At 64.4% G+C, this 25873-nt stretch carries 20 protein-coding genes, 1 tRNA gene and 2 pseudogenes; 13 read left to right on the top strand and 10 right to left on the bottom strand.

Annotated elements, in window-relative coordinates; translation table 11 throughout:
* Nucleotides 1-2: 2 nt before the first annotated feature.
* The 5 genes from BF95_RS17750 to BF95_RS17730 form a co-directional block, all read right to left on the bottom strand.
* A complete protein-coding gene (locus BF95_RS17750; protein ID WP_043153077.1) occupies nucleotides 3-383 on the bottom strand; it encodes a VOC family protein in 381 nt (126 codons plus the stop codon).
* A 404-nt stretch (nucleotides 384-787) separates the two neighbouring features.
* Nucleotides 788-1000 carry a DUF2093 domain-containing protein gene (locus tag BF95_RS17745; RefSeq protein WP_043153075.1) on the bottom strand — a complete coding sequence of 71 codons (213 nt, stop codon included), beginning with the start codon at nucleotides 998-1000 and terminating at the stop codon, nucleotides 788-790.
* Nucleotides 1000-2403, bottom strand: a complete 1404-nt coding sequence (locus tag BF95_RS17740; RefSeq protein ID WP_043153100.1) for an NAD(P)H-dependent flavin oxidoreductase — start codon at nucleotides 2401-2403, stop codon at nucleotides 1000-1002. Before BF95_RS17740 ends, BF95_RS17745 begins: the two co-directional genes overlap by 1 nt.
* Nucleotides 2404-2496: 93 nt before the next feature.
* Complete coding sequence (locus tag BF95_RS17735; protein WP_043153072.1) at nucleotides 2497-3642, bottom strand: glycosyltransferase family 4 protein; 1146 nt, start codon at nucleotides 3640-3642, stop codon at nucleotides 2497-2499.
* A complete protein-coding gene (locus tag BF95_RS17730) occupies nucleotides 3635-4504 on the bottom strand; it encodes an alpha/beta fold hydrolase (RefSeq protein ID WP_043153069.1) in 870 nt (289 codons plus the stop codon). Before BF95_RS17730 ends, BF95_RS17735 begins: the two co-directional genes overlap by 8 nt.
* 37 nt (nucleotides 4505-4541) lie before the next feature.
* Between BF95_RS17730 and BF95_RS17725 the strand changes: the two are divergent.
* The 7 genes and pseudogenes from BF95_RS17725 (at nucleotide 4542) to BF95_RS17695 (ending at nucleotide 11698) form a co-directional block, all read left to right on the top strand.
* A pseudogene (locus BF95_RS17725) lies at nucleotides 4542-5935 on the top strand (protein adenylyltransferase SelO family protein).
* A gap of 51 nt (nucleotides 5936-5986) precedes the next feature.
* The gene (gene astD, locus BF95_RS17720; RefSeq protein WP_268747183.1) at nucleotides 5987-7531 is read left to right on the top strand and encodes a succinylglutamate-semialdehyde dehydrogenase; all 1545 of its coding nucleotides are present in this window, start codon (nucleotides 5987-5989) and stop codon (nucleotides 7529-7531) included.
* Nucleotides 7532-7616: 85 nt separating this feature from the next.
* On the top strand, nucleotides 7617-8405 hold the full coding sequence (gene cobA, locus BF95_RS17715) for a uroporphyrinogen-III C-methyltransferase (protein WP_043153098.1): 789 nt from the start codon (nucleotides 7617-7619) through the stop codon (nucleotides 8403-8405).
* Nucleotides 8402-8698, top strand: a complete 297-nt coding sequence (locus BF95_RS17710) for a DUF2849 domain-containing protein (RefSeq protein ID WP_037476856.1) — start codon at nucleotides 8402-8404, stop codon at nucleotides 8696-8698. Before cobA ends, BF95_RS17710 begins: the two co-directional genes overlap by 4 nt.
* Before the next feature lie 3 nt (nucleotides 8699-8701).
* Nucleotides 8702-10333, top strand: a complete 1632-nt coding sequence (locus tag BF95_RS17705) for a nitrite/sulfite reductase (RefSeq protein WP_043153064.1) — start codon at nucleotides 8702-8704, stop codon at nucleotides 10331-10333.
* A 146-nt stretch (nucleotides 10334-10479) separates the two neighbouring features.
* Entirely contained in the window at nucleotides 10480-10920 is a 441-nt protein-coding gene (locus BF95_RS17700) for a DUF934 domain-containing protein (protein WP_043153061.1), read from the top strand.
* Nucleotides 10913-11698 (top strand): phosphoadenylyl-sulfate reductase, encoded by a 786-nt coding sequence (locus BF95_RS17695; protein WP_043153059.1) that lies wholly within the window; start codon nucleotides 10913-10915, stop codon nucleotides 11696-11698. The genes BF95_RS17700 and BF95_RS17695 overlap by 8 nt, the downstream gene beginning before the upstream one ends.
* Before the next feature lie 83 nt (nucleotides 11699-11781).
* Here the strand turns inward: BF95_RS17695 and ligA are convergent, their stop codons facing one another.
* The 3 genes from ligA to BF95_RS17680 form a co-directional block, all read right to left on the bottom strand.
* Nucleotides 11782-13908 (bottom strand): NAD-dependent DNA ligase LigA, encoded by a 2127-nt coding sequence (ligA, locus tag BF95_RS17690; protein ID WP_043153056.1) that lies wholly within the window; start codon nucleotides 13906-13908, stop codon nucleotides 11782-11784.
* Between the two features lie 75 nt (nucleotides 13909-13983).
* Entirely contained in the window at nucleotides 13984-14700 is a 717-nt protein-coding gene (locus BF95_RS17685; RefSeq protein ID WP_235209837.1) for a spermidine synthase, read from the bottom strand.
* A gap of 139 nt (nucleotides 14701-14839) precedes the next feature.
* Nucleotides 14840-15163 (bottom strand): DUF6481 family protein, encoded by a 324-nt coding sequence (locus tag BF95_RS17680; RefSeq protein ID WP_043153053.1) that lies wholly within the window; start codon nucleotides 15161-15163, stop codon nucleotides 14840-14842.
* Nucleotides 15164-15674: 511 nt separating this feature from the next.
* Between BF95_RS17680 and BF95_RS17675 the strand changes: the two genes are divergently transcribed.
* Nucleotides 15675-16037, top strand: coding sequence for a hypothetical protein (locus tag BF95_RS17675; protein WP_152542798.1), 363 nt, complete (start codon nucleotides 15675-15677; stop codon nucleotides 16035-16037).
* A gap of 121 nt (nucleotides 16038-16158) precedes the next feature.
* On the opposite strand, the gene BF95_RS17670 is transcribed toward BF95_RS17675, so the two are convergent.
* A tRNA-Thr gene (locus BF95_RS17670) sits at nucleotides 16159-16234 on the bottom strand.
* Between the two features lie 153 nt (nucleotides 16235-16387).
* Here BF95_RS17670 and BF95_RS17665 point away from each other — a divergent pair.
* Both BF95_RS17665 and BF95_RS17660 read left to right on the top strand, forming a co-directional pair.
* Nucleotides 16388-17695 carry a PAS domain-containing protein gene (locus BF95_RS17665; RefSeq protein WP_043153050.1) on the top strand — a complete coding sequence of 436 codons (1308 nt, stop codon included), beginning with the start codon at nucleotides 16388-16390 and terminating at the stop codon, nucleotides 17693-17695.
* A gap of 299 nt (nucleotides 17696-17994) precedes the next feature.
* Nucleotides 17995-22670 (top strand): annotated as a pseudogene (locus BF95_RS17660) (NAD-glutamate dehydrogenase).
* A 45-nt stretch (nucleotides 22671-22715) separates the two neighbouring features.
* On the opposite strand, the gene BF95_RS17655 reads toward BF95_RS17660, so the two are convergent.
* Entirely contained in the window at nucleotides 22716-23618 is a 903-nt protein-coding gene (locus BF95_RS17655) for an MlaA family lipoprotein (RefSeq protein WP_051520093.1), read from the bottom strand.
* A 269-nt stretch (nucleotides 23619-23887) separates the two neighbouring features.
* Here BF95_RS17655 and BF95_RS17650 point away from each other — a divergent pair, with 269 nt between their 5' ends.
* The 3 genes from BF95_RS17650 to BF95_RS17640 all read left to right on the top strand — a co-directional run.
* Entirely contained in the window at nucleotides 23888-24532 is a 645-nt protein-coding gene (locus BF95_RS17650; protein WP_043153048.1) for a PepSY-associated TM helix domain-containing protein, read from the top strand.
* A 12-nt stretch (nucleotides 24533-24544) separates the two neighbouring features.
* Nucleotides 24545-25078 (top strand): DUF2271 domain-containing protein, encoded by a 534-nt coding sequence (locus BF95_RS17645; RefSeq protein WP_043153046.1) that lies wholly within the window; start codon nucleotides 24545-24547, stop codon nucleotides 25076-25078.
* A gap of 13 nt (nucleotides 25079-25091) precedes the next feature.
* The coding region (locus BF95_RS17640) for a DUF4198 domain-containing protein (protein WP_043153045.1) at nucleotides 25092-25873 on the top strand (782 nt) is incomplete at its 3' end.

Genomic DNA, 25873 nt, shown 5'->3' with positions numbered 1-25873 from the left:
GATCAGCCGATGCGGTGCATAGCGCATAGCTTATTACCGGCGGGATCGCGCAAATAGGCAAGATACAGTTTGCCAAAAGGGCTCTCACGGACGCCCGGCGGATCTTCGCAGGCCGTGCCGCCCGCCGCGACCCCCGCCGCATGCCACTCGTCCGCCTGTTCGGGCGAGACCATGGTGAAACCGATCGTTCCACCATTGGCCGAACAGGCCGGATCACCGTCAATCGGCTTTGTCACCATGAATAGTGCGCCGTCATGCATATACACGACACGGCCCTTTGGATCGATCATGCCGGGCTTTGCCCCCAGCACCGCCATCATCGCATCGTAAAAGGCTTTCGATGCCTCGATATCATTGGCACCGACCATGATGTGGCTGAACATTGCGTCTCCTGACATAGTGTGTGTGACGCTATATAGGCGCGCGACGCTCTCGATCCGACTTACCCCAAAGGGCAGGCAGACACAGGCGCGCTGCATCGGTAACTGGGCATGACCGATAAAGCGGCGATCCGCCGGGTCAGAAGATCGTGTTGTAGAGAAACCAGCCCATGATGAGCAGGCTGGACACGATACAGATACGATCACCGAAGACGTCAATACGAGACATCGAAACACATCCTTCCACTAGCCGGGCGCTCTGCGTCGCCTCTGGGGAAAGATTACATCAGTTTTTACCGTATCGGAACAGGAAAGTTGCGGCCAGCCGCCCTATCGACGGGGTGAACCAACGTTCCACCCCTCTTGACGCCATTTGGTAGCGGTCACACGCGCCAGCCTGGAAAACCCTACCGGAAATCCGGCCCGCGATGTTTCAGGAAAGCGCGAGTCGCTTCCTCCGGGCCGCGATAGGCTTCCTGAAACTCTGCACTCCAATATTTCAGCTCGTCCAGGTCGATGCGCGCGCCCGACACGGCGCAGACCACGAACTGGCCTGGCCGTTCGATGTCGAAGTGCGGCGTGTCGTAACGCAGCACGGCCAGGCCCTGAATATCCGCCATCAGTCGCCGGTCAGGATACGGTCGACCAGCTGCTTGACAGTCGGCACGAAGCCATTGGAGTAGAAGGGGTCCTGCTTGAACTTATAGGCACCATGGCCTGCGAAGATCAGATTTTGGTCCAGGTCGCCGCCATGCACCGCTTCCTGCAACGCCTTTTGAATGCAAAAGCTGCGCGGGTCGGCCAGCCGCCCGGTCGAATTGGTCTCGCTGTCCATCCAGGATGAGAAGGAACAATGGCTCAGGCACCCCATGCAATCGGTCTGATCCTTGCGGATCATCGACTTTTCGGTGTCGCCCACGAACACCAGCGTATTGTCCGGCGTCTTGAGCGCGGCGGTGAAGCCCTGCCCCACCCATTCCCGCGCCCGGTTGAGGTCGCCCAGCGTCACCCAGAAATTCTTGCCCTTCACGCCCACGTCGAGCTGATGGGTATGGTCGCCCGCCTGCTCGGTGCTGAACGGAATCTGCCGTTCCGATCGCGCTTCCAACTGGCGCAGGAAGGGATTGCGCACCGCCGAGCTATAAAAGCCGGTCGGCGAAAATTTGTGCAGCAGGATGTCGCCGGGGTTGAGCTGGGTCAGCCGGTCCTTCCATTCCTGCGGGATCGGGCTTTCCTGCGTCAGCAGCGGACGCGTACCGAACTGGAAGGCGATCGCCCCCAATTCGGGGTTATCGATCCAGTCGTTCCAGTCCTTGAGCGCCCACACGCCGCCCGCCATCACGATCGGTACCTCGTCCGAAATACCGCCTTCGCGCATCGTGTCGCGCAGCGCCTTGACGCGGGGATAGGGGTCTTGCGGCACTTTGGGATCTTCGGCGTTGGACAGGCCATTATGCCCGCCCGCCAGCCAGGGATCTTCATAGACCACCGCCGCCAGCCATTCCGACGCCTTGGAATAGGCGCGCTTCCACAGCGCGCGAAACGCGCGGCCGGACGATACGATCGGCAGATAGCTGACATTATAGGAGGCTGCGATTTCGGAGAGCTTGTAGGGCATGCCCGCGCCGCAGGTCACGCCCGCGACCATCCCCTGGGTCTTTTCCAGCACGCCATGCAGGATGCGTTGCGCCCCGCCCATTTCCCACAGCACGTTGATGTTGATCGCGCCCCGGCCATCGGCGATCTCATAGGCGCGCTTCACCTGCTCGACGGCACCGTCGATCGCATAGGCGACCAATTCTTCATGGCGATCGCGGCGGGTGCGGCCGTGATAGATTTGGGGGATGACATTGCCGAAACTGTCATAGCTGTCGGCATTCACCGCCGACACCGTGCCGATGCCGCCGGCCGCCGCCCAGGCACCGGAACTCGCATGGTTGGATACTGCAACGCCCTTGCCGCCTTCGACCAGCGGCCAGACTTCGCGGCCACCATAGACGATAGGCTTCAACCCCTTGAACACCAAAATCTCCTGCGACAAAAAGGCCCGGTCGCGCGACCGGGGATATGCGAACCCAACACAGCCTTTGCGGCTCCTGACGAATAGGCGCGGCCCTTAAAGCAAAATCCGGGGGCTGGCCAGAGCCTCTCCATATAATGCGCCATAGGCTGCGGCCATGGTTTTCTCGGCATAGTCGCGCGTGGCCCGATCGCGATTGGCCGCCCCCAAAGTTGCGCGCAGATCAGCGTCGTCCGCCAGCGCGCCCAGCGCATCGGCCAGCCCGGCTTCGTCCGTCACGACATAAGGCTGGTTCGCGGTCGCGACCATATTGGCCACGTCGCCCACATTCATCGACGCGACCGGCACACCCGCCGCCATCGCCTCCACCAGCGAGATCGGAAATTGCTCGCTGTCCGACGACAGGGCGAAGATGTCGAACAGCCCGACGAAGCGCCAGGGCCGGTCCATAAAGCCCGCCATATGGATATCGCCCATCCCCTGTCGCGCTGCCTCCGCCAGGATCGCGTCATGCTCTGGCCCTTCGCCCACCACCACCAGTTGCAGCCGGTCTTTATGCGCAGCGACGGCGCGCACCAGCCGGGGGATATTCTTGACCGGCCGCAACCCCGCCAGCGTCCCCACCAGCAATTTGCCCGGCGACCGGCGCAGACCGGGGATCGCGTCCGGCGCAGGCGGCGGCGCATAGCGTGCGATATCGATGCCGTTGCGGATCAGATGCACCTTGTGCGCGGGCTGTTTCCAGACCGTGCGCGCGATCGTTTCCAACCGCACCGACGGCACCACCATCCCATGCGCCCGCTGCAGCGCGAGGCGGCGAAACAGGTTGCGCTTGGTCTTGAGCCGCACGGCCTCGTCCGCGTTGAACCCATCCTCATGGTGGATCAGCGGCGGCAGGCCCGCCGACGCCCCGGCCAGACGATGCGCCATCACCGCATCCATCGCCCCCCAATTATAGGTTAGGATCAGATCGAACCGCTTGAGAAAAGCGGTGATCACCTTGTAGCGCGCCAGCCCCGGCTTACCCGCAAAGGACGGCCCATCGGGAAAATCGACCGCAACACCGGGGTCGATCGCCGCGCGCGCACCCATCGCGTCCGGGTCGGCGCTGACGATGCTATGCCGCGCCTTGTCGCCCCAGATGTTCATCAACTGGACGGCGCGCGCCTCCTTGCCGCCCAGATTGAAACTGCCATGGACGTGCAGGATGTGCGGGCGTGTTCGATCGGGGCTGTCAGCCATGCACCACCCGCGCCAGCAGCCGGTCGATCGCCGCGACGCTCTCTGTCTCATCCAGCACCGGCGCATGGCCGACACCCGGCACGGTCACCAGTTCCGCCCCCGGCCCGATCTCCGCCGCCATCCGCTGCGCCGTCGCCGCGCCCAGCAGGTCCGACCGCTCGCCGCGCAGCAACAGCGTCGGGATGCCAGAAAAAGCCTTCATGACCGGCCACATATCGACCCCCGCTTCGGTGCCCATGGCGCGGATCGGCTCGGCGACCTTCATGTCATAATCCAGCACGATCCGCCCGCCGCTGTTGAGCCGATAGAGCCGCTTGGCCATCGCCAGCCAGGCTTGCAGATCATAGCCCGGATAAACATCGCCATTGGCATCGGCCAACGCGCGGGCGGCATGGACCCAGGTCGGATGCGACTGGTTGACGCCGACATAGGTGCGGATGCGCGCCAGCCCTTCTTCCTCCAGCGCTGGCCCGACATCGTTGAGCAGCGCGCCCGCCAGCCATTCGCGATGGGTCGCGGCCATCAACATGGTGATGATGCCGCCCAGCGACGTGCCGACCGCCACGAACCGGGTGATGGCCAGGTCCGCGAGCAAGCGGCTGATATCCTGCATATAGGTCAGCGGGACATAGGTCATCGCGTCCTTGGCATAGGCACTTTCGGCGCGCCCGCGCATGTCGGGACAGATGAGCCGCCATTCGCCTGCCAGCCGCTGCGCCAACGGTTCGAAATCGCGCGCATTGCGGGTCAGCCCCGGCAGGCAGAGCAGAGGTGGCCGTCCGTCGCCGCCCCCGGCATAATCGCGATAATGCAGCCGCAGGCCGTCGGGGGACCACCAATATCCGTCGTTATACACGCTCAAACTTGATCCTTCCGCCTTGCCACCCCCATATCACCTTATGAGCCAGACGCCGCAACCCGCCAAATTTCGCCCCGCCCGCCAAATCGACACGCTGATGCCCGACATCGCCGATCCCGTCGGGGCAGCGGACTTCCCCCAGACCATCCTGCGCTATCGCAACGACCGGGCGGCCGCGTCGGTGGGCCTCGACGGCCTCACTGACGGCCAATGGATCGCCCATTTCGGCCGTTTTGAACCGCTCGACGGATCGCTGCCCCGCCCGCTGGCGCTGCGCTATCACGGCCACCAGTTCCGCCATTACAACCCCGACATCGGCGATGGCCGCGGCTTCCTGTTCGCCCAATTGCGCGACGATGCCGACCGGCTGATGGACCTTGGCACCAAGGGCACCGGGCGGACGCCCCATAGCCGGTCGGGCGACGGACGGCTGACGCTCAAGGGCGGCGTGCGCGAGATATTGGCGACCGAGATGCTCGAAGCGTTGGGCGTCCCCACCTCGCGCACATTCTCCATCATCGAAACCGGCGAAGCGCTGGAGCGTAACGACGAACCTTCGCCCACGCGCGGCGCGGCGATGGTGCGCCTGTCCCATTCGCATATTCGCATCGGCACGTTTCAGCGCGCCGCCTTCCACGAAGACCAACAACTGCTCACGCGCCTGACCGACTATGCGCTGACGCATCTGTACGGCGAAACGCCCAGCGACAATCCCCCCGCACAACTGCTCGGCCGCGTGGTCGAACGCACCGCCGATCTCGCCGCCAGCTATATGATCGCGGGCTTCGTCCATGGCGTCCTCAACAGCGACAATATCAACGTCACTGGCGAGAGTTTCGACTATGGCCCCTGGCGCTTCACCCCCTTGTGGGACGCGGGCTTCACCGCCGCCTATTTCGACCATCAGGGGCTATACGCGTTCGGGCGGCAGGCCGAAGCGATCCATTGGGACGTCGCCCAACTCGCCGTCTCGCTCCGCGCGCTGGTGGAGGCGGAACCGCTGATCGCACAGTTGGAGCGGTTTCCCGCTCTCTATGGCCAGGCCATGGCCCGCCGCTTCTGCTGGCGCCTCGGCGTCATCCCCGCCGAAGACAGCGACGCCATGATCCAGTCCGCCGTCCGCGCCATGATCACCACCGCTACCCCCATCGACCGCTTCTTCCATGACTGGCGCGGCGGCACCGCACGGGTCGCACCGACTATAGCGACGCCGCCTGGGGCGATTTTCGCGCCGCCATCAGCGGCTTCGGTGCGGTGCCCGGCGCAAAGAACCACGCCTATTGGGCCGACGCGCAACCCTGTTCCATGGATATCGAAGAGGTCGAGGCGATCTGGTCCGCCATCGCGGAGGACGACGACTGGACACCCCTCCATGCCAAGGTCGCGGCACTCCGCCGCATGGGCGAAGCGCATGGTGTCGGGCAAGTTGTGTAGCTGGTGATACGCTGTTCCCCCTCCCGCCGCGGGAGGGGCTAGGGGGGTGGCTTGCGCAAGGTTGCGCTGACCCGCCCCGCTGCGACAGTCCGCCAATCCACCCATCGCAAACCAGCCGACAACCCTTCATTCCTTAACCTTTTCGGCCCATATCAGCATAATATGACCACCGCTCTGACGTCCCATGAACCCGCTACCGGTGTCCTGCTCTGGCAGGGTGAGGCTGGGGATGTAGATGCCGAGGTCGCGCGCGCCCGTTCCGCCTGGCCGCGCTGGGCGGCGCAGCCCATTGCGGTGCGCATCGAAACACTGCGGCGCTTCGTCAATGGCGTGCGCCGGAACGAGGATGCGCTGGCCGACCTCATAGCGCGCGAAACCGGCAAGCCTTTATGGGACGCCCACGCCGAAGTGACGGCAGTTATGGCGAAGGTCGACATTTCGGTCGCCGCCTATTCGGAGCGAACCGGACAGAAGCGGCTGGAGGCGGCGCTGGGCGCGCGGCAATCGGTCCGGCATAAGCCCCATGGCGTTATGGCCGTGCTTGGCCCCTATAATCTGCCCGCGCATCTGCCCAACGGCCATATCATCCCCGCGCTGCTGGCGGGCAATGCGGTGGTGTTCAAACCGTCCGAAAAGACCCCGGCGGTCGGCGAGATGCTGGTCAAACTCTATCATGAAGCGGGCGTCCCGTTCGACGCGCTGCGCCTGCTGCTCGGCGGGCCGGACACGGGCAAGGCGCTCGCCGCCCATCCCGATGTCGGCGGCATCCTGTTCACCGGGTCCGCCCAGACCGGTATCGCGATCAACCGCCAGTTTGCGGCCCAGCCGTCCAAGATCCTGGCGCTGGAAATGGGTGGCAACAACCCCATCGTCGTGTGGGACACGCCCGAAATCAACGCCGCTGCCGTACTGGTCGTCCAATCCGCGTTCCTGAGCAGCGGCCAGCGCTGCACGGCGGCCAGTCGCCTGATCGTCAAGGACAGCATCGCCGACCGCTTCATCGCAGAGGTCAAGAAACTGGCCGACCGGCTGATCGTCGATCACCCCCATGCCACCCCGACGCCCTATATGGGGCCAGTCATCGACAATGCCGCCGCAGACGGGCTGACCGAAAGTTTCCTCTGGCTGATGAGCAATGGCGGCAAGCCGATCAAACATATGGTCCGCCCCAAAAAAGGCCTGCCCTTCCTCAGCCCCGCGATCATCGACGTGACCGCGATGGAGGAGCGACCCGATGTCGAACTGTTCGGCCCGCTGCTCCAGGTCGTCCGCGTCGCCGAATTCAGCGATGCGATCGCGCAGGCCAACGCCAGCCGCTATGGACTGTCCGCTTCGCTGATCGGCGGATCGCCCGACCAATATAATCAGTTCTGGGCCAATGTCCGCGCGGGCGTCATCAACTGGAACCGGCCGACCAACGGCGCATCCTCCGCCGCGCCGTTCGGCGGCGTCGGCATTTCGGGCAATCACCGGCCAAGCGCCTATTATGCGGCAGATTATTGCGCCTATCCCGTGGCATCGGCGGAGATCGAAACCCCTCGCGCATCGATCGGCGTCGGCCTCAAAGACATCGACATCAGCGCCATGGGCGACTGAGCGCGCCCCCCGCCAAAACATTTCCTACCCCCGCCCATAAGCATTCTGAATTGAACTCGCCCCGCGCTTTGGCCACATGACAAGCATGGCTGACACGCTACCTGCTACCGTCCACCTGGTGGGCGCGGGTCCGGGCGACCCGGAACTGCTCACGATCAAGGCCGCGCGCCTGATCCGCGACGCGCGGCTGATCGTGCATGACGGGCTGGTGTCGGACGCTATTCTCGCGCTCGCTTCCCCCGACGCCGAACTCATCTCCGTTGCCAAGCAGCGCAGCCGCCATTCGATGCCGCAGGACGCGATCAACGCGCTGCTGGTCCGCTGCGCGCTCGCGGGTGAAGCGGTGGTGCGCTTAAAAGGCGGCGATCCCTTCATCTTCGGCCGTGGTGGCGAGGAAGTCGATGCCTGCCGCGCGGCGGGCGTGCCGGTCGAAGTCGTGCCCGGCATCAGCGCCGCGATCGGCAGCGCCGCGCAGGCGCAATTGCCGCTGACCCACCGCGATGCGTCTAGCGCCGTCACCTTCGTCGCCGGCCAGTGCAAGGGATTGACTGATCAGGACTGGTCGGGCCTCGCGGGCAAGGGCCGTACGCTCGTCATCTATATGGGCGTGGCGACCGCCGCGCAGATCGCCGACAAGCTGATCGCCGATGGCGTATCGCCGGGCCTCCCGGTCGCGGTGCTGGAAAACGGCACCCGCGCCGACATGCGCACATTGCGCACCCTGCTCGCCGATCTTGGCGACATGGTGGAGCGCGAAGCCGTGATCAGCCCGGCGTTGATCGTGGTCGGCGAGGTGGCGAGCCATGCGCTGGCGCGCGACGTGCTGGTCGGCTGGGCACACAGACAGGAATATGGGGCGGAGATGCGTTCGTGAAGATTTTGACGGGTAATGATCTGGCGTCGGGCGACGTCATCTGGTGGGCGGGCGATGGCTGGTCGCGTCAGGTGGGTGATGCCGCCGATGTCGGCGCGCAGGGCGACGATCTCGCCCGCGCCGAGGAAGCGGCGCTGCGCGTCGTGGGCGCCTATGTCATCGATGCGACCATCACCGACGACGGCGTGCGCCCCGCCCATATCAAGGACCGCATCCGCGCGCTGGGGCCGACCGTGCGCCCCGACCTGACCTTGAAACCGAACGATGCCGATGCCGGCAACTGGGTGATCTGAACCATGTATCGTTATGACAGCTACGACCAGTCGATCGTCGACGCCCGCGTCGAGGAATTTCGCGATCAAGTGCAGCGCCGCCTTGCTGGCGCGCTGACCGAGGACCAGTTCAAGCCGCTCCGGCTGATGAACGGCCTCTACCTCCAGTTGCACGCCTATATGCTGCGCGTCGCCATCCCCTATGGCACATTGTCGGGCACGCAGATGCGCAAGCTCGGCGAGGTCGCGGCGAAATATGACAAGGGCTATGCCCATTTCACCACGCGCCAGAACCTGCAGTTCAATTGGATCAAGCTGGCCGACACGCCCGACATCCTCGCCGAACTGGCGACGGTCGAGATGCATGCCATCCAGACATCGGGCAATTGCATCCGCAACATCAGTTCCGACCAATATGCCGGCGTCAGCGCGGACGAAGTGGCGGACCCCCGCCCCTGGGCCGAATTGCTGCGCCAATGGTCGAGCTTCCACCCCGAATTCACCTATCTGCCGCGCAAGTTCAAGATCGCGGTCATCGCGTCCGACGATGATCGCGCGGCGATGCGTCTGCACGACATTGGCCTCAAGCTGGTCGAGCGTGACGGTGTCGTCGGCGCGGAAGTCTATGCCGGTGGCGGCATGGGTCGCACCCCGATGGTCGCGCCCTTGATCCGCGACTTCGTGGCCGAGGACGAGATCATCTCCTATCTCGAAGCCTGCCTGCGCGTCTATAATCGCTACGGCCGCCGCGATAACAAATATAAGGCCCGGATCAAGATCCTGGTCCATGAGATCGGCGCCGAGGAATATAAGCGCCAGGTCGAGGAAGAGTTCGCCCATATGCGGACGCTTGGCCTCAACCCGCCGGTCGAGGAACTGGCCCGCATCCGCGCCTTCTTCGCCCCACCCGCTTATGAGGCCGGCCTGTCCGACACGATCGACCGCAGCAACCCCGCCTTCGCGCTCTGGGTCGACCGGCAGGTCGCGGCGCATAAGGTGCCCGGCTATGCGATCGTCAACATCAGCCTGAAACCGATCGACGGCATTCCCGGCGACGCATCGGCCGAGCAAATCGCGCTCGCCGCCGACCTGGCCGAAACCTATTCCTTCGACGAACTGCGCGTCACCCACGCACAGAACCTTGTCCTGCCGCATGTGAAGAAGGCGGACCTTTACGCCATCTGGCAAAAGCTGGCGGCGGCGGGTCTGGCCGAAGCCAATCTCGACCTCATCACCGACATCATCGCCTGCCCAGGCCTCGATTATTGCGCGCTCGCCAACGCCCGCTCCATCCCCCTGGCACAGAAGATCGCGGCCCGCTTCGCTGATGCGGAGCGGCAGGCGGACTTGGGCGAGTTGAAGCTCAAAATTTCGGGCTGCATCAACGCCTGCGGTCATCATCATGCCGGGCATATCGGCATTTTGGGCGTCGACCGGCGCGGCGTCGAGAATTTCCAGTTGCTGCTCGGCGGCTCCGGTGCGGAGGATGCCTCGCTCGGCCAGATCACTGGCCCCGGCTTCTCCGAAGATGGCGTGGTCGATGCGATCGAGAAGGTCACCGACATTTATCTGGCGGAACGCACCGATGGCGAACGCTTCCTCGACACCTATCGCCGCATCGGCATGACGCCCTTCAAGGAGGCGATTTATGGGTAAGGCACCGGACCTTGGCGTACAAATGCACGTCATTCCCGCGAAGGCGGGAACCCATCTCCCACGCTCTCCATGGGCACAAGGTTGGGAGATGGATCCCCGCCTGCGCGGGGATGACGGAGAGGAACAATCAGCGGGGAGTGTGTGGCATGGTTGAATTTCTCTCCTTCCGCGACGGCGAATCCACGCAGGAACCCGCCGTGACGGTCGAAGCCTTCACCGGCCAGTCCAACGCCACCGCCGTCCGCATCGAACCGGGCGAGGATGCGCGCGAATTGCTGCCGCACCTCGACCGCATCTCGCTGGTGGAAGTGAATTTCCCCGGCTTTGGCGACGGGCGCGGCTATTCGGCGGCGCGCATCCTGCGCGAAGCGGGCTATTTGGGCGAATTGCGCGCCGTGGGCGACGTGTTGGTGGACCAGATCGTCGCGATGCGCCGCTGCGGCTTTGACAGCTTCCACCCGGCCAAGGCGCTTGACGATGCCGCCGTCGACCGCGCGCTCACCCGCTACCCGCAAGTCTATCAAAAGACGATCGATGGCCGCGCGCCCATTTGGGCCAAGCGGCACCCGGAGACATTGAATGGCTAAAGCCGCCCGCACCCTCGACATCATCGACACCCGCCCCGCCTTCGTTCAGGCGGACGCGGACGCTCTCAACGCGCGGTTCGAGGGTGTGGGCACGCTGGACATGCTCAAGACCGTCTTTGCCGAAGGGCTGGCCGGGAATGTCGCGGTCGTCTCGTCCTTCGGCACCGAAAGCGCCGTGCTGCTGCATCTGGTGGCGCAGGCGGACCCGACCGTGCCGGTGATCTTCGTCGACACGCTCAAGATGTTCGCCGAAACGCTTACCTATCGCGACACGCTGATGGACGCCTTCGGCTTCACCGACAGCCGCACCGTCACGCCGATCGCCGAAGTGATCGCCAAGAAGGACGAGACTGGCCTGCGCTGGTCCTATGATCCCGACGGCTGCTGCGAAATCCGCAAGGTCGAGCCATTGAAGCGCGCCAAGGATGGCCTCGATGCCTGGATTTCCGGGCGCAAGGCGTTCCAGTCGGTCACCCGCCAGAACCTGCCCCGCTTCGAGGTCGAGGATGGGCGGCTCAAGATCAACCCGTTGGGCGACTGGACCAAGGATGATCTGGAGGCCTATTTCGCCGAACACGCCCTGCCCCGCCACCCGCTGGAGGCGCAAGGCTATCTCTCGATCGGCTGCGAACCCTGCACGTCCAAAGTGCTGCCCGGCGAAGACCCGCGCGCGGGCCGCTGGCGCGGCTGGGACAAGGTCGAATGCGGCATCCATTCGCCCGTGACACCCCTCCCCGTGATCGACCCGGAAGACCCGGCGAACATGCCGGTATTCTGAACCCATCATCCGTTCGTTTCGAGCGAAGTCGAGAAACCTTAACGCCGCTTGCGCGCTTCTCGACTGCGCTCGAAGCGAGCGGGTTATTCTGAGCTAACCGCCGCCCTGACGATCTCCGCCCAGGCCTCCTCGCTGATCACCTCGATCCCCAGCGCACTCGCCTGTTTGAGCTTGCTCCCCGCTCCCGGCCCCGCGACCACCAGGTCCGTCTTGGCACTGACCGATCCCGCCGCCTTGGCCCCCAGGCGCTCCGCCTGCGCCTTGGCCTCGTCGCGGCTCATCGTCTCCAGCTTGCCGGTGAACACGATCGTCTTGCCGGTCACCGCGCTGGCAGTGGTTTCCACCACATAAGGCGGCGGCGACACCTCGGTCAGCAGATCCTCCCACGCCGTAACATTATGCGGCTCATGGAAGAAATCGGCGAGCGCATGGCCGACCGCCGCACCGACATTCTCCACCCCGATATGCTCGGCGATCGCCTTGTCGCGCTTAGCCTGCGTCTCGCCTTCCGGCGCCGCCGCGCGCAGCGCCATGATCTCCTGCGCCAGCGCGCGCACCCCTTCCAGCGTCGTATAGCGCTTCAACAGATCGCGCGCCGTCACCGCCCCGACATGGCGGATGCCCAGCCCGAACAACAGCCGCGCGGCATCGGGCGCGCGCTTCGCCTCGATCGCGGCGAACAGATTATCGACCGATTTTTCCTTCCACCCCTCACGGCCGACCAGTGCGGCGCGATGGCGCTTGAGGCGGAAAATATCGACCGGTTCGGTGATCCAGCCGAGGTCGAGAAACTCCTGAATCGACTTCTCGCCCAGCCCCTCAATGTCCAGCGCCACGCGACTGACGAAATGGCGCAACCGCTCGAACCGCTGCGCCGGGCAGATCAGCCCGCCGGTGCAGCGATAATCGACCTCGCCCTCCTCGCGCACCGCCTCGCTCTGGCAGATCGGACATTGCGCCAGGAAGATATAGGGCGCGCGCGCCTCGTCCCGGCTGATATTCTCGACCACCTGCGGGATGACATCGCCCGCCCGCTGCACGACGACCCGATCACCCGGCCGCACCCCCAGCCGCGCAATCTCGTCAGCATTGTGCAGCGTCACATTGGACACCACCACCCCGCCGACCGTCACCGGGGTCAGCCGCCCTACCGGGGTCAGCTTGCCGGTGCGCCCGACCTGAATGTCGATGGCTTCGAGCGTGGTCTGCGCGCGCTCGGCCGGAAATTTATGCGCGATCGCCCAGCGCGGCGCTTTCGCCACAAAGCCCAGCCGCTGCTGCCAATCAAGCCTGTCGACCTTATACACCACGCCGTCGATATCGAACGGCAGGTCCGCCCGCGCCCGCTCGATCCCGCGATAATGGGCCAGCAGCGCGTCAAGCGTCTCGACCCGCACCAGCATATCGGACACCGGCAACCCCCAGGCCGCAATCGCCTGCATCACGCCAAGCTGCGTATCGGCGGGCAAATCGCTATGCGCGCCCCAGCCATGCGCCAGAAAGCGCAACGGACGGCTGGCAGTAACGCTCGCATCCTTCTGCCGCAGCGATCCGGCGGCGGCATTGCGCGGATTGGCAAACTGCCGCGCCTTGTCCGGCTCGTCCGCCTCTGCCAGCAGCCGGGCGTTGAGCGCGGTAAAATCCGCCTTCGCCATATAAACCTCGCCCCGCACCTCGAACAGGTCGGGCACCGCTTCGCCCGTCAGGCGATCGGGAATATCAGCGATGGTGCGGACGTTGGCGGTCACATCCTCGCCCGTCGCCCCGTCGCCCCGCGTCGCGGCCAGCACCAGCTCGCCCTTTTCATACCGCAGCGAACAAGACAGGCCATCGATCTTCGGCTCGGCCGTCAGCGCCACCGGCGCATCCTCCGGCAAAGCCAGAAAGCGCCGAACCCGCGCGACGAATTCGGCGATATCGCTATCAGCAAAGCCATTGTCGAGGCTCATCATCCGCTGCGCATGCGCCACTTTCTTCAGCGCCGACGTCGGCGCGGCCCCGACCTGGGCATTGGGCGAATCGGCCCGCACCAGATGCGGAAATGCCGCTTCCAAAGCGTTGTTCTCGGCGATCAGCGCATCATAGGCCGCATCCGTAATCTCCGGCGCATCCGCGTCATGATAAAGGCGATTATGCTTGGCCACCTCGCGCGCCAGGCGCATCAGACGGTTGGCGGCATCGGCGTCGGACAGGGTCTTAAGGTCGATCATGCCCTCTCCATAGCGGTCTTATCGCGCTCCGACATCCGCTTTGCCCCAAAAACCACCTGCCGTGGCTGCGCCATTTTATAGCGTCGAAGCCGCTTTCGTCGCAAACCAGATATGGTGGAAATCGTCCGTGCTACCCGCAAAGGCAGGCACCCTTACCGCCTCGACATCGAAGCCGGCCCGTTCGAGCCTGCGGTCAAAGCCTACCGCTGGATAGGCCGACCAGATCGCCAGCACACCCCGGGACCGCAGCGCACCATAGGCAGAGCGCAAACCCCAATTGCAATAAAGCCGCTCATTTTCGGCCTGGATCAAACCATCGGGGCCATTATCCACATCCAGCAGGATCGCGTCGAACCGATCGCTCGCCGCCGCGATCACATCATGCACATCGGCGACGTCGATAGCGACCCGCGGGTCGGAAAGGCGATCGGCAAAGACATGCGCCAACGGCCCCTTGGCCCACTCCACGATCTTGGGCACCAGTTCCGCCACCAAAATGGACGCGCGCGGCGACCACGCGTCCAGCGCCGCACCCAGCGTAAAGCCCATGCCCAGACCACCGATCAGCACCTGCCCATCCCGGTCGGCCAGCCGCTCGCAGGTCAGGGTCGCCAGCGCCTCTTCCGACACATGGTCGCAACTGCCCATCAACTCTTCCGACCCGAACTGAATCGAAAAATCGGACCCGCTTTTCAGCAGGCGCAATTGTCCGCCGCCGGGAATGTCCGCAATATCGACGACTTCGATGGTATCTGACAGGTCCGCTGAATAGGCGTCGGCACATAATGGCAGGACAGGGTCGGCGCGATTTATCTGCCCATGGGCACTAAGCAACTGGTCCAGAAATCATCCTTCAAATGCGCGCACTGGCGACCCAGGACGCTGCGTCGGGCACTAGCCATGCCCGAACCAACCGTCCTGCATAACCCTCTTATTTCCGGGCCTTGCGCGCCGCATAGCGGGCGTCACGCGCCGCCTTGCGTTCGGCTTCGCTGGCGACGGGTGGCGGAAGTGCAGCCTCAGCCGCCTGCTCGATTTCCGCTTTACGGGCTGCCTCGGTATCTTCCCTGGCTTGCAGGGTGGCTTCGCGACGTTCCCGTGCAGCGGCTTCCTTGGCCAGACGATTCGCCAGCTTTTCGGCCTGCTCGGCTTCATCGACGGGCGGCTTGGCCTTCAACTTTTCCAGCGCCTTGGTCTTGGCGTCCTTGGCCGCGGCAACCCTGTCCTGAAAGCCGGGTTCTCTATATCCTCGCATAAACTCGTCTTAATCCTGTTAATGTCGCGATGCGGCAAGCCGTCTGGTAGAAATCCAGCAGGCGCCCCTGGCCTGCAACCCTAAGCCCATGGGCCTACCCGATGAAACCCACGCGGGACAGATGTTTACGCGCTTCCATAAGGGATAAGCTGGCCATCAAGGCCAAAGGACTGGTGCCGCTTATCGGCCTCGCACCTGTAACCCTATTCTCATAGGCAGTGGGGCTTCTAACGATTTTAAGGCAGATTGAAAGGTCTTTTTGCCGCGTTCCCACGCCAGAGCCACCCATGCAGAAGGGCCGACTTGGGCGGTTTCCTTTTCGAGGCACTTTGGTAGGATGCGATCATAAATACGACCTGCAACGCAGGTAGGTGTCGACACCGGAGCTTAGGAGACCGGCCAACGCACCGCAGCGAAACTATGCGGAACCGCAGTCGTTTTCGCTAACCCAGCGCATCTGGCAAAGTGAGGAATCGATATGCAGAACACGCTCACAGTAAAGGTCAATTAGATGGGTCGCCTTCGTCTCTGCTGCTGCGCCGTCATTCTCCTATCGTGTGCCGGCATATTTCAACTGTATAAAAGCGACATTTCCGCGCTCGCCATGATCGTCCTTGCCATTGGGATCCTGCCGTTGGCGGCCATCACGCCATTGGCGGCATCCGATCGGCGCGCAAGACGGCGCGTGGTCGGCGCTTGCATGGCCTATACCGTTGCTGCTGCACTGGCAGCCATCATGGCAATGAACGAGTCCGGTGCCTTCAACCCCCTGTTGACGGCGCTACCGGCCATGGGCGCTCTGCTCTCGCTATGGGCCTACCTCACCCGAAACCGCAGACGCGTGTCCAGCTACGACCATTATTTCAACGACTGATCCCGCGACATGCTTGGGACGCATCGGAATCGAGCTCAACGGCCCATAAACAAGGCGATCCCCCGACCCCAAGCCGGAAGGCATTTTCGCTGTGTTTTCTGGAACTTCCCTACCGAAGGGCTGGTGCCGCTTACAGGACTCGAACCTGTGACCCCCGCATTACGAATGCGATGCTCTACCAACTGAGCTAAAGCGGCTTGCGGCGGGCAGATAACAGCGGTTGGGGCGCAGGACAAGCGGGCTTTTTACCGAAAGCGCACATGCGCGCCGATCTTCACGGCAAATTTACCATCCGCTGCCAGTGTCGAGTCCCAGATGAAGCGCTTTTATCTGTTTTAGGGACAGGCCGAATGGACACTCTATGGGGGCTTGATGTCGCCAACGACCGAAACGACGTCGACCATGGCGAGGACGCTGCGATCGACGCGCCGCTGACGGTGGTGTCCGCCGAGCGGCGGATGCAAGTGCGCGCCTATAATTATTGGGCGTCGCTGCTGGGCGATCGCGCCTTGCCGTCGATCGAGGATTTGTCGCCGGACGAGTTGGAGGATTTTGGCCCGCACAGCATCCTGCTCGATTTCAGCATGGGCCTCGATAATCCCTCGGTGGTCTATCTCGGCACCGCGCTGCGGCAGGAATGCGAGATTGAGGGGACGATCACCTATATCGACGATGTCCCCGCCCGCTCGCTCGTCTCCCGGCTGACCGACCATTATCTCCAGATCATCGCCAATGCCGCGCCGATCGGATTCGAAGCCGAATTCGTCAACCAGCGTGGGTCGGACATCCTGTATCGCGGCATCCTGATGCCCTTCTCGTCCGATGACGAGACGATCGATTTCGTGTTTGGCGTGATCAACTGGAAGGAATTGGCGAACGGCCAGATGCGCGCCGCTCTGGAGGAGGAAGTGGGGGACGCCTTGCGCTCTGCCCCATTGCCAGGCCCGACCACGGCGATCTGGGCCGACGGCCCCACCCCGACGCCAATGCCCGAACCCGCGCCAACGACAGCGCAGGACGAGGAGGAACCGCTCGACCTGTCCGGCATGGAAGCGCCAGACGAAGAAGCGCCGCTTGCCGACTGGCTTGCGCTTGCCCGCGACGGTGCGGAACGGGTGCGCGTCAGCGAAGCGCGCAGCCACGCCGCCCTCTACCGCGCGATCGGCCTCGCCTATGATTTCGCGCTGGTCGCAAAGGCACGCCCCGACGATTATGCCGCGCTGCTCACCGACTATGGCATCAAGGCGCAGGCACGCAGCCCGATGACCGCGATCATCAAGCTGGTCTTCGGCGGCACCTATGACAAGACGCGGATCACCGAATATGCGACCGCGCTCGACCATGGCTGGGCCACGGGCCTTGGCGTCGGGTCGCTGGCCGATTATCTCGCCAGCTATGCAGGTGGCCTCAAGGCGCTGGTCCGCGACGAACGCGCGCTGCGCCGCACGCAGGCACCGCCCCGCCCCGACCGCCGCCAAAAAGGCCCGCACCGCGATGCAGGCGCCAGCGCGCTGGCACCGGACACCATCGCCACTGACGCCGATGGCCTGGCCGTCGTCGTCGCCCGGCGCGAAGCGGATGGATCGCTCGCCCTGGTCGCGGCCCTGCCGCAGGATTCCGATCTCGGGCAAAAGGTCATCACCGCCGCCGCCCGCTGATCGGACGGGGCGGCACAGCCGTCCGCCCATCGCCTTCAACGCGCGGGAAAATACTGGTAACGCCCCTGTAAAGTTGCTCGACATGTCGCCGGGCCGGGGCGACACTTGCCCTTCGAACCACGAATGGCGCATCATCATATTATTTCAATAATCAGAAACTTTATTTCATAGCCTGGGTTGAGCCTCTATCGAGGCGGAGGCATATAAGGCGATCCTAAGCCGGGGAGTCGCATGGCGGCGTCCAGCCTCTCCTCCGTTCTATTAAAGCGGCAATATATCCGCTGGTGAGAGGTAGGCGAATGACGACGCTGGCTGACGCGAAGACCAAAGAAGTTGATACGGGCATTCGTGAGGCGCTGGAAGCGGCGCTGGCGCGTGGCGCATTGCCGGGCGAGCGGGAAGGTTTCGATGAAGCCGCGCTGACCGCCGCCGCCCTCTTCGTGGGCCGCACCGCCAATGGACGCCTGGCAGGCCAGCCCGCCATCGCCATCGAAACGCTGGGCGAAGGGGCCAATGGCCGCTTCATGCGGATCGCGCTGATCAACGATGACATGCCCTTCCTGGTCGATTCGATCGCCAATGCGCTCGCCGCGTCCGACATCACCATCCACCGGCTACTCCATCCGGTCCTGTCCATCACCCGCGACGGCGACGGCGCGCTGGCCGCGATCCTGGACGATGACGCGCCCGGTGCTCGCCGCGAATCGATGATCTATATCGAGGCGGACCGTGCCGACGCGAAGGCGCGCCGGGCGCTCGAAAAGGCGCTGGCCGAAACGCTGGCCGACGTGCGCGCCGCCGTGACCGACTGGGCACCGATGCAGGCCGCGATGCAGGCCGATGCCGACGCGGTCCCCGATGAGGAAGGCGCAGCCTGCTGCGCTGGTTCCTCGCGCGCCATTTCACCCTGACCGGCCACGAAGTCATCCATCGCGACGGCAGCAGCAATGCGCCGCTCGGCATCTGCACCCGGCATGACAAACCCTTGATCGCGCCCGCGTCGCTCGACGCCGCCTTCGCTTGGTTCGAGGAAGGCAAGCGCAACCCGCTCGTCATCAAATCCAACCGCCTGTCGCGCGTGCATCGCCTGGTGCTGCTCGACCTCGTCATCGTGCCGGTGCGCGAGGGCAAGGAGGTCAAGGCGCTCTCCATCCATGCCGGCATGTGGACCAGTTCGGGCTTGACGGCGACGCCGGACAAGGTGCCGGTGCTGCGCTCGGCGCTGTCCGCGCTGATGGACAAGTTCGATTTCGATCCGCAGGGCCATGCCGGCAAGACGCTGGTCCATGCCCTCACCACCCTACCCCACGACATCTTGATCGGCTTCGATCGCGATACGCTGGAGCGGCTGGCGCTGACCTTCATGTCGCTGACCGACCGGCCACGGCCCAAGCTCGCTCTGGCGAGCAGCCCGCTCGCCCGCCATCTCTACGCCTTCGTCTGGCTGCCGCGCGACGAAGTATCGACCGCGCGCCGCTTCTCGGTGCAGGAAATGCTCTCCATGGCCGCCAACGCGCCGGTGCTGAGCTGGTCGATCGCGCTGGAAGAGGGCGGCCTTGCCCTGTTGCGCATCACGCTCGACCTGCGTGAAGGCGGGATCATTCCCGACGACGTCCTGCTCGACCGTCAATTGAAGCAGATGGTGCGCGGCTGGGCACCCGCCGTCGAGGAAGCGCTGGCCAAGACCGAAGATGCAGGCCGCGCCGCCGCACTGGCGCAGCGTTATGCGGGCGGCTTCCCGATGGTCTATCGCAATGGCGCAGGGCCGGACGAAGCGGCGATCGACATTCGCCTGATCCACGGCCTGTCGGGGGCGGGCGACAAGTCGATCCGCATCTATCGCAATCCTGAAGATTGCGCCGAACGGTTGCGGCTCAAACTCTACAGCCTCCATGGCATCGCGCTCTCCGAAGTCGTCCCCGCATTCGAGAATTTCGGGTTCCGCGTGATCGAGGAAATGACGACCGCATTGGACGGCGGCAGGCTGGGCAATGTCCAGCGCTTCGTACTGGAACTGCCCGCGGGCGGCGATGCGCAGGCCGTCGTGGACCGCGCCACCATCGTCACTGAAGCCATCGCCCAGGTGCTGGAAGGCCGCGCCGAAAATGACCGGTTCAACGAACTGATCGTCACCGCCGCGCTTGCCCCCCGCTCGGTCGTCTTGTTCCGCGCGCTGTTCCGCTATCTGCGCCAGACCGGCATGGCCTATGGCATGGCGACCTTCGCCGAAACGCTGCGCCGCGCGCAGGGCGTCACCGCCAGCCTCGCCAGCCTGTTCCAGGCCCTGCACGATCCGGTCGGCCGCGAGGACGCGGACGAGCGGATTGCCGCTGCCCAGGCGGACATCGACGCAGGCCTCGAAGCCGTCACCGCGATTGACGAGGATCGCGTGCTGCGCCTGCTGCGCGCTGTGATCAACGCAACGCTGCGTACCAATTTCTACAGCGACGCCGCCGTCGAGGCGCTGGCGTTCAAGCTCGACAGCGCCCAGATCCCCGGCCTCCCCGCCCCGCTCCCCTGGCGCGAAATCTGGGTCTATTCCCCGCGAGTCGAGGGCATCCATCTGCGCGCGGGTCCGGTCGCGCGCGGCGGGCTGCGCTGGTCCGACCGGCGCGACGATTTCCGCACCGAGATATTGGGGCTGATGAAGGCGCAGCGCGTCAAGAACGCCGTCATCGTGCCAACCGGCGCAAAGGGCGGCTTCTACCCCAAGCATCTGCCCAATCCGCAGGTCGATCGCGATGCCTGGCTCGCCGAGGGCACGGAAAGCTATCGCATCTTCATCCGCGCGCTGCTGTCGGTCACCGACAATATCGTCAATGATCATGTCCGCCACCCCGCCAAGGTGGTCGTGCGCGATGGCGACGACCCCTATTTCGTCGTCGCTGCCGACAAGGGCACGGCCACCTTCTCCGACGTCGCCAACGCGATCGCGCTCGACCGCAAATTCTGGCTGGGCGACGCTTTCGCCAGCGGCGGCTCCAACGGCTATGACCATAAGGCGATGGGCATCACCGCGCGCGGCGCGTGGCTCTCGGTGCAGCGCCACTTCGCCGAAATGGGCGTCGATGTGCAAAGCGAGTCCGTCACCGTCGTCGGCTGCGGCGACATGTCGGGCGACGTGTTCGGCAATGGTATGCTGCTGTCCAAGGCGATCAAGCTGGTCGCCGCCTTCGACCATCGCCACATCTTCTTCGACCCCACGCCCGATCCCGCCAAAAGCTGGGAAGAGCGCAACCGCATGTTCCAACTGCCCCGGTCGAGCTGGGAGGATTATGACAAGGCGCTCATTTCGCCGGGCGGCGGCGTCTTCTCCCGCGCGCTCAAGCGCATCCCGCTGACGCCTGAAATCCAGCAGATTTTGGGAGTGACCGAAACGGAGATGGAGCCGGGCGCGCTCATCTCCGCCATTCTCAAGGCACCCGCTGACCTGCTCTGGTTCGGCGGCATCGGCACCTATGTCAAATCCGCCGCGCAAAGCCATGGCGATGTCGGCGACCCGGCCAATGACCGGCTGCGCGTCAATGCCGAACAATTGCGGGTCAAGGTGGTGGGCGAAGGCGCGAACCTTGGCATCACCCAGGCGGGCCGCATCGCCTTTTCGCTCCATGGCGGCCGCATCAATACCGACTTCATCGACAATAGCGCAGGCGTCGATTGTTCGGATAATGAGGTCAATATCAAGATCGCGCTGAACAAGGAAATGGCCGAAGGCCGCCTGTCCTTCGACGCGCGCAACAGCCTGCTCGAAAGCATGACCAATGCTGTCGGCGACCTGGTGCTGGAGGATAACCGCCTGCAGGCGCTTGGCCTGTCGATCGCGGAAAGCGGCGGCGCGGCAGACCTTGCGAGTTATGTCCGGCTGATCGAAACCTTCGAGGAATCGGGACGGCTCGACCGCGCTGTCGAGGGGCTGGCCGCCAACGACCAGTTGCTGCGGCGTGGGCAGGATGGCCAGGGCTTCACCCGCCCCGAACTCGCGGTCCTGCTCTCCACCGCCAAACTCGCGCTGCAGGATGCGATCGAACATGGCGACCTCGCCACCGATCCCAGCATGGGGGCCGAACTCATGGCCGCCTTCCCGGCCGCAATGCAGGACAAGGAAGCGGACGCGATCGCCGCCCACGCCCTGCGCAAGGAGATCATCGCGACCAAGGTCGCCAACCGCATCATCAACCGCCTCGGCATCATCCACCCGTTCGAACTGGCGGAAGAAGAGGGCTGCTCGCTCGCCGATCTCGCCAGCGCCTTCTTGATCGCCGAGCGGCTCTACGACATCCGCGCGCTATGGGCGGATATCGATGCGGCCCATATGTCGGAAGATGCCCGCCTCGCCCTGTTCGGCGACATCGCCAACGGCATGCGCGCGCAGATCGCCGACATTTTGCGCAGCGTGCCCGCAGGCACCCTGCCCGCTGCCGGGCACGACCTGTTGTCGAAGGGTGTCGGCACACTCGCCGAGCAGGTCGACGACCTGCTGACCAGCGAGGCCCAGCGTCGGGTCAACGCCGTGACTGATCGCTTGCTGGGTCTTGGCGCGCCAGAAGCCCTCGCCCATCGCGCCGCTGGCCTCTTCAAGCTCGACGGGGCGGTCGGCATCGCCGCGCTCGCCGGACGGATGGGCGTCGATGAAGTCGACCTGACCCGCGCCTTCACCCATCTGGGCGAAGCGGTCGGCATCGACTGGGTCCAGTCCGCTGCCGCACGGATGGAGCCGACCGATCCCTGGGAACGGCTGCTCATCTCCGGCGTCGCCCGCGACATGCAACAGGTCCGGCTCGACTTCCTGGCGCAATGCACGACGAATTGCGACGCCAGCGACGTTGCCGCCCATGTCGAAAAATGGTTGCAGAAAAAGGGCGACCGCGTCCGCCAGTTCCGCACCTTGGTCCAGCGCGCCAAGGCCGCAGCCAGCCCCAATGTCGCGATGCTTGCCGAAATCGCAGGCCAGGCGCGCGGACTGCTGGGACGCTGAAGCGATAACCGGGTCATGTCCGCATGGCAGACATGACCCGGTCCATCATTCCGGCGCGGTTTCCGGCATCGGCGCGCTGTCGGGCGTCGCTGCGGTATCCTTGGCCTTGCCCGGTATGCCCAGACCCGGCCCGTACATCGGCACGACCGGCTCATCGCTCACGCGCCCGTGCAACGCCTCGATCTCCGCCTTGCGCTGCTTGAGGTACAGGTCGCGATAGGTGCCATAGGGGTCTTCCTGCGCCCGAATATCGGTAATCCGCTCGTCGAACGCGGCGCGTTCACCCAGTTGGCGCAGGATGTTGGCGGGAATGACATAAGCCGGTCGATTAAACGGCGGGCCGAGCACGAAAGGCGTCACGATGCCATCGACGCCATAGCCGACGAGATCGCGCAGCGTCGTCGGCCCGATCACCGGCAGATACATATACGGCCCCGGCCCGACCCCGTAAAAGCCCAGCGTATTGGCCAGGCCATTGGGCCGGTAGGGCAGATGGAAGGGCTTGCGCTTGGCCACATCGAACAGGCCGACAAAGCCCAGCGTCGAATTGATCGCGAACCGCCCCGCCGTCTCCGCCGCCTTGCCGGGCTTGAGCTGGAGCAGATAAGCCGCGAACACCACCGGCTCCTGCAGATTGGAAAAGAAATTCCGCAATCCCTTGCGCGCCGGACGTGGCAGACCCTTATTATAGGCCTTGGCCATTGGCCCCACGACATTCTTGTCCACCGACTGCACCGCTTCGAAGCTCTGGGCGTTGATCTCTTCCAGCGGATCGCCCTTGGGCGCGGCCCGGTCGCCGGTCACGACGATATCCTGCACGGCATCGTCCGCCTGGACGGGCGACGGCGTCGGTGGCGTTTCAACCACCGGCTCGACCGGCAATTGCGGCGCAGCACCGGCCTGCGTCCCGATCATCATCATTCCGGCGGCAACACCCGACAGCAGCATATGTTTTCCTGACTATGGCACGTGCTTGCGCTCTTATGAGCGGAGCCAATCCAAAGCTATGACGTTACGATGATGGATCATCCTCCTGGCGTCGCCTTTTCGGCTAGGCTGCGTACCACCGCCGGTCAATAGTCTCGATCTGCAACCGGTCGTTCGGCCGATCCCCTCTCTACACTTTATTACATTTTTCTTCCTGCGACTCGTTTGCAATTGAGAGTCGTTCGCGATATGCGATCATCCTCATTTCAGCAGGACCAGTCCCCATCCCGATGCACGGAACCGCCCGCATCCCCTCGCAAAAGAAGAAGAGCGCCAAGGCGTTCTGGCTCAAGCAATTGCACACCTGGCATTGGGTCAGTTCCGCGATCAGCCTCATCGGCCTGCTGCTGTTCGCCTTCACCGGCATCACGCTCAACCATGCCGCCGATATCGAAGGATCGCCGCAAACGGTTGAAAAAGCGGCGACCCTGCCCGCCAACCTGCGCGCCCAGATCGCCCCCGACGATCAGCCCGACGCCAAGAAGCCCCTACCCGCCCCCGTCACCGCCTGGATCGAACAGACCATGGGCCAGCGCGGCACCGGCGAAGCGGAATGGTCGGCCGATGAAATCTACCTTGCCTTGCCCCGCCCCGGCGGCGACGGCTGGGTCTCGATCGACCGCACCGACGGCACGGTCACCAGCGAAGCGACCAGCCGCGGCTGGATCAGCTACCTCAATGACCTGCATAAGGGGCGCAATGCCGGGACCGTGTGGAAATGGTTCATCGACATTTTCTCGGTCGCCTGCTTCCTCTTCGCCCTGACCGGCCTCGTCCTGCTCCAGCTTCATGCCAAGAAGCGGCCTTCTACCTGGCCGCTGGTCGCCGCAGGGCTCGCTTTGCCCGCCATCCTCGCCATCATCTTCATTCATTAAGGGGGACTATCCATGCAGATCCGCTACCGCCTGGCCCTGACCGGCACGGCTGCGCTCGGCGCGGCGGCCACGGTTGCCGCACCCGCCACCGCGCAGACGCTCACCCTGTCGGTCGCCATTCCGCGCCTTTCGGTCGCCGAATATCACCGTCCCTATGTCGCCATCTGGATCGAGAAGGAGGGGGCGACCCCGCGCAGCCTGTCGGTCTGGTATGATTATGACATGAAGAATGGCGAGGGCGCCAAATGGCTGCGCGACGTGCGCCAATGGTGGCGCGCCTCCGGCCGCGCGCTGAAACTCCCGGCCGATGGCGTCTCCGGCGCGACCAAGGCCCCCGGCGCACACAAGGTCAGCTTCACCGCTGGCAAAGGCCCGCTGGGCGCGCTTGGCCCCGGCAACTACACGCTCTTCATCGAAGCCGCCCGCGAAGTCGGCGGCCGCGAAGTCGTCCGCCTGCCCTTCGCCTGGCCGCCTAAGCCCGGCGCAACGGTCAAGGCGCAAGGCAGCACGGAATTGGGCGCCGTCGCCCTCACCTTCGGCAAATAAAGGGGACTGGACCATGAAATCCACATATCTGATCGCGGGCGCGCTTGCCGCCCTGATGCTGCCCGCCACCGCGCAGGCCCATCGCCAATGGATGATGCCATCGGCCACCAGCCTGTCGGGTGACGACAGCTGGGTGACGGTGGATGCCGCCATTTCCAACGACCTCTTCTATTTCGAACATTTCCCGATGCCGACGGACGGCATCGCCGTGACCGAACCGGACGGCAGCACCGGCAGAATCGAAAACGCCGCCAAGGGTCGCTATCGCTCGACCTTCGACGTGCATCTGACCAAGCCCGGCACCTATCGCATCGCCAATGTGTCGACCGGCGTGATGGGCAGCTATATGCTCAACGGCAAGCAGGAACGGCTGCCGCGCGGCACGACCAAGGACAAGCTGGCCAGCGTGATCCCGACCGGTGCAACCGATGTGCAGACCGCCGAAATGTCCAACCGCAACGAGATTTTCGTGACGCTGGGCGCGCCGACCACGACCATCTTCAAACCCACCGGCACCGGCATCGAAATGGTCCCCGTTACCCACCCCAATGATCTGGTGTCGGGCGAAGCGGCGACCTTCCAGTTCCTGCTCGACGGCAAGCCTGCGGCCGACCTCAAGGTGACCGTCATCCCCGGCGGCATCCGCTATCGCGACGCATTGGGCCAGATGGACCTGACCGCCGACAAGGATGGCAAGGTCGTCGTCACCTGGCCGGAACCCGGCATGTACTGGATGAATGCCAGCATCGGCGGCGGACGCGAAGGCGGCCCCGGCGGCATGGCTGGCCCCGGCGG

The organism is Sphingobium sp. Ant17, assembly GCF_000588875.1.
Taxonomy (GTDB): Bacteria; Pseudomonadota; Alphaproteobacteria; order Sphingomonadales; family Sphingomonadaceae; genus Sphingobium.
The sequence above is the reverse complement of the archived record's forward strand: the minus strand, read 5'-3'. Positions and strand labels throughout refer to the sequence as shown.

Bases quoted from the DNA above. Each gene is read 5' to 3' on its own strand.
- BF95_RS17750 (WP_043153077.1), bottom strand. From the start codon at position 383: ATGTTCAGCCACATCATGGTCGGTGCCAATGATATCGAGGCATCGAAA.
- BF95_RS17745 (WP_043153075.1), bottom strand. From the start codon at position 1,000: ATGGCGGATATTCAGGGCCTGGCCGTGCTGCGTTACGACACGCCGCAC.
- BF95_RS17735 (WP_043153072.1), bottom strand. From the start codon at position 3,642: ATGGCTGACAGCCCCGATCGAACACGCCCGCACATCCTGCACGTCCAT.
- cobA (WP_043153098.1), top strand. From the start codon at position 7,617: ATGGCTGACACGCTACCTGCTACCGTCCACCTGGTGGGCGCGGGTCCG.
- BF95_RS17705 (WP_043153064.1), top strand. From the start codon at position 8,702: ATGTATCGTTATGACAGCTACGACCAGTCGATCGTCGACGCCCGCGTC.
- BF95_RS17700 (WP_043153061.1), top strand. From the start codon at position 10,480: ATGGTTGAATTTCTCTCCTTCCGCGACGGCGAATCCACGCAGGAACCC.
- BF95_RS17695 (WP_043153059.1), top strand. From the start codon at position 10,913: ATGGCTAAAGCCGCCCGCACCCTCGACATCATCGACACCCGCCCCGCC.
- ligA (WP_043153056.1), bottom strand. From the start codon at position 13,908: ATGATCGACCTTAAGACCCTGTCCGACGCCGATGCCGCCAACCGTCTG.
- BF95_RS17680 (WP_043153053.1), bottom strand. From the start codon at position 15,163: ATGCGAGGATATAGAGAACCCGGCTTTCAGGACAGGGTTGCCGCGGCC.
- BF95_RS17675 (WP_152542798.1), top strand. From the start codon at position 15,675: ATGGGTCGCCTTCGTCTCTGCTGCTGCGCCGTCATTCTCCTATCGTGT.
- BF95_RS17665 (WP_043153050.1), top strand. From the start codon at position 16,388: ATGGACACTCTATGGGGGCTTGATGTCGCCAACGACCGAAACGACGTC.
- BF95_RS17655 (WP_051520093.1), bottom strand. From the start codon at position 23,618: ATGCTGCTGTCGGGTGTTGCCGCCGGAATGATGATGATCGGGACGCAG.
- BF95_RS17650 (WP_043153048.1), top strand. From the start codon at position 23,888: ATGCACGGAACCGCCCGCATCCCCTCGCAAAAGAAGAAGAGCGCCAAG.
- BF95_RS17645 (WP_043153046.1), top strand. From the start codon at position 24,545: ATGCAGATCCGCTACCGCCTGGCCCTGACCGGCACGGCTGCGCTCGGC.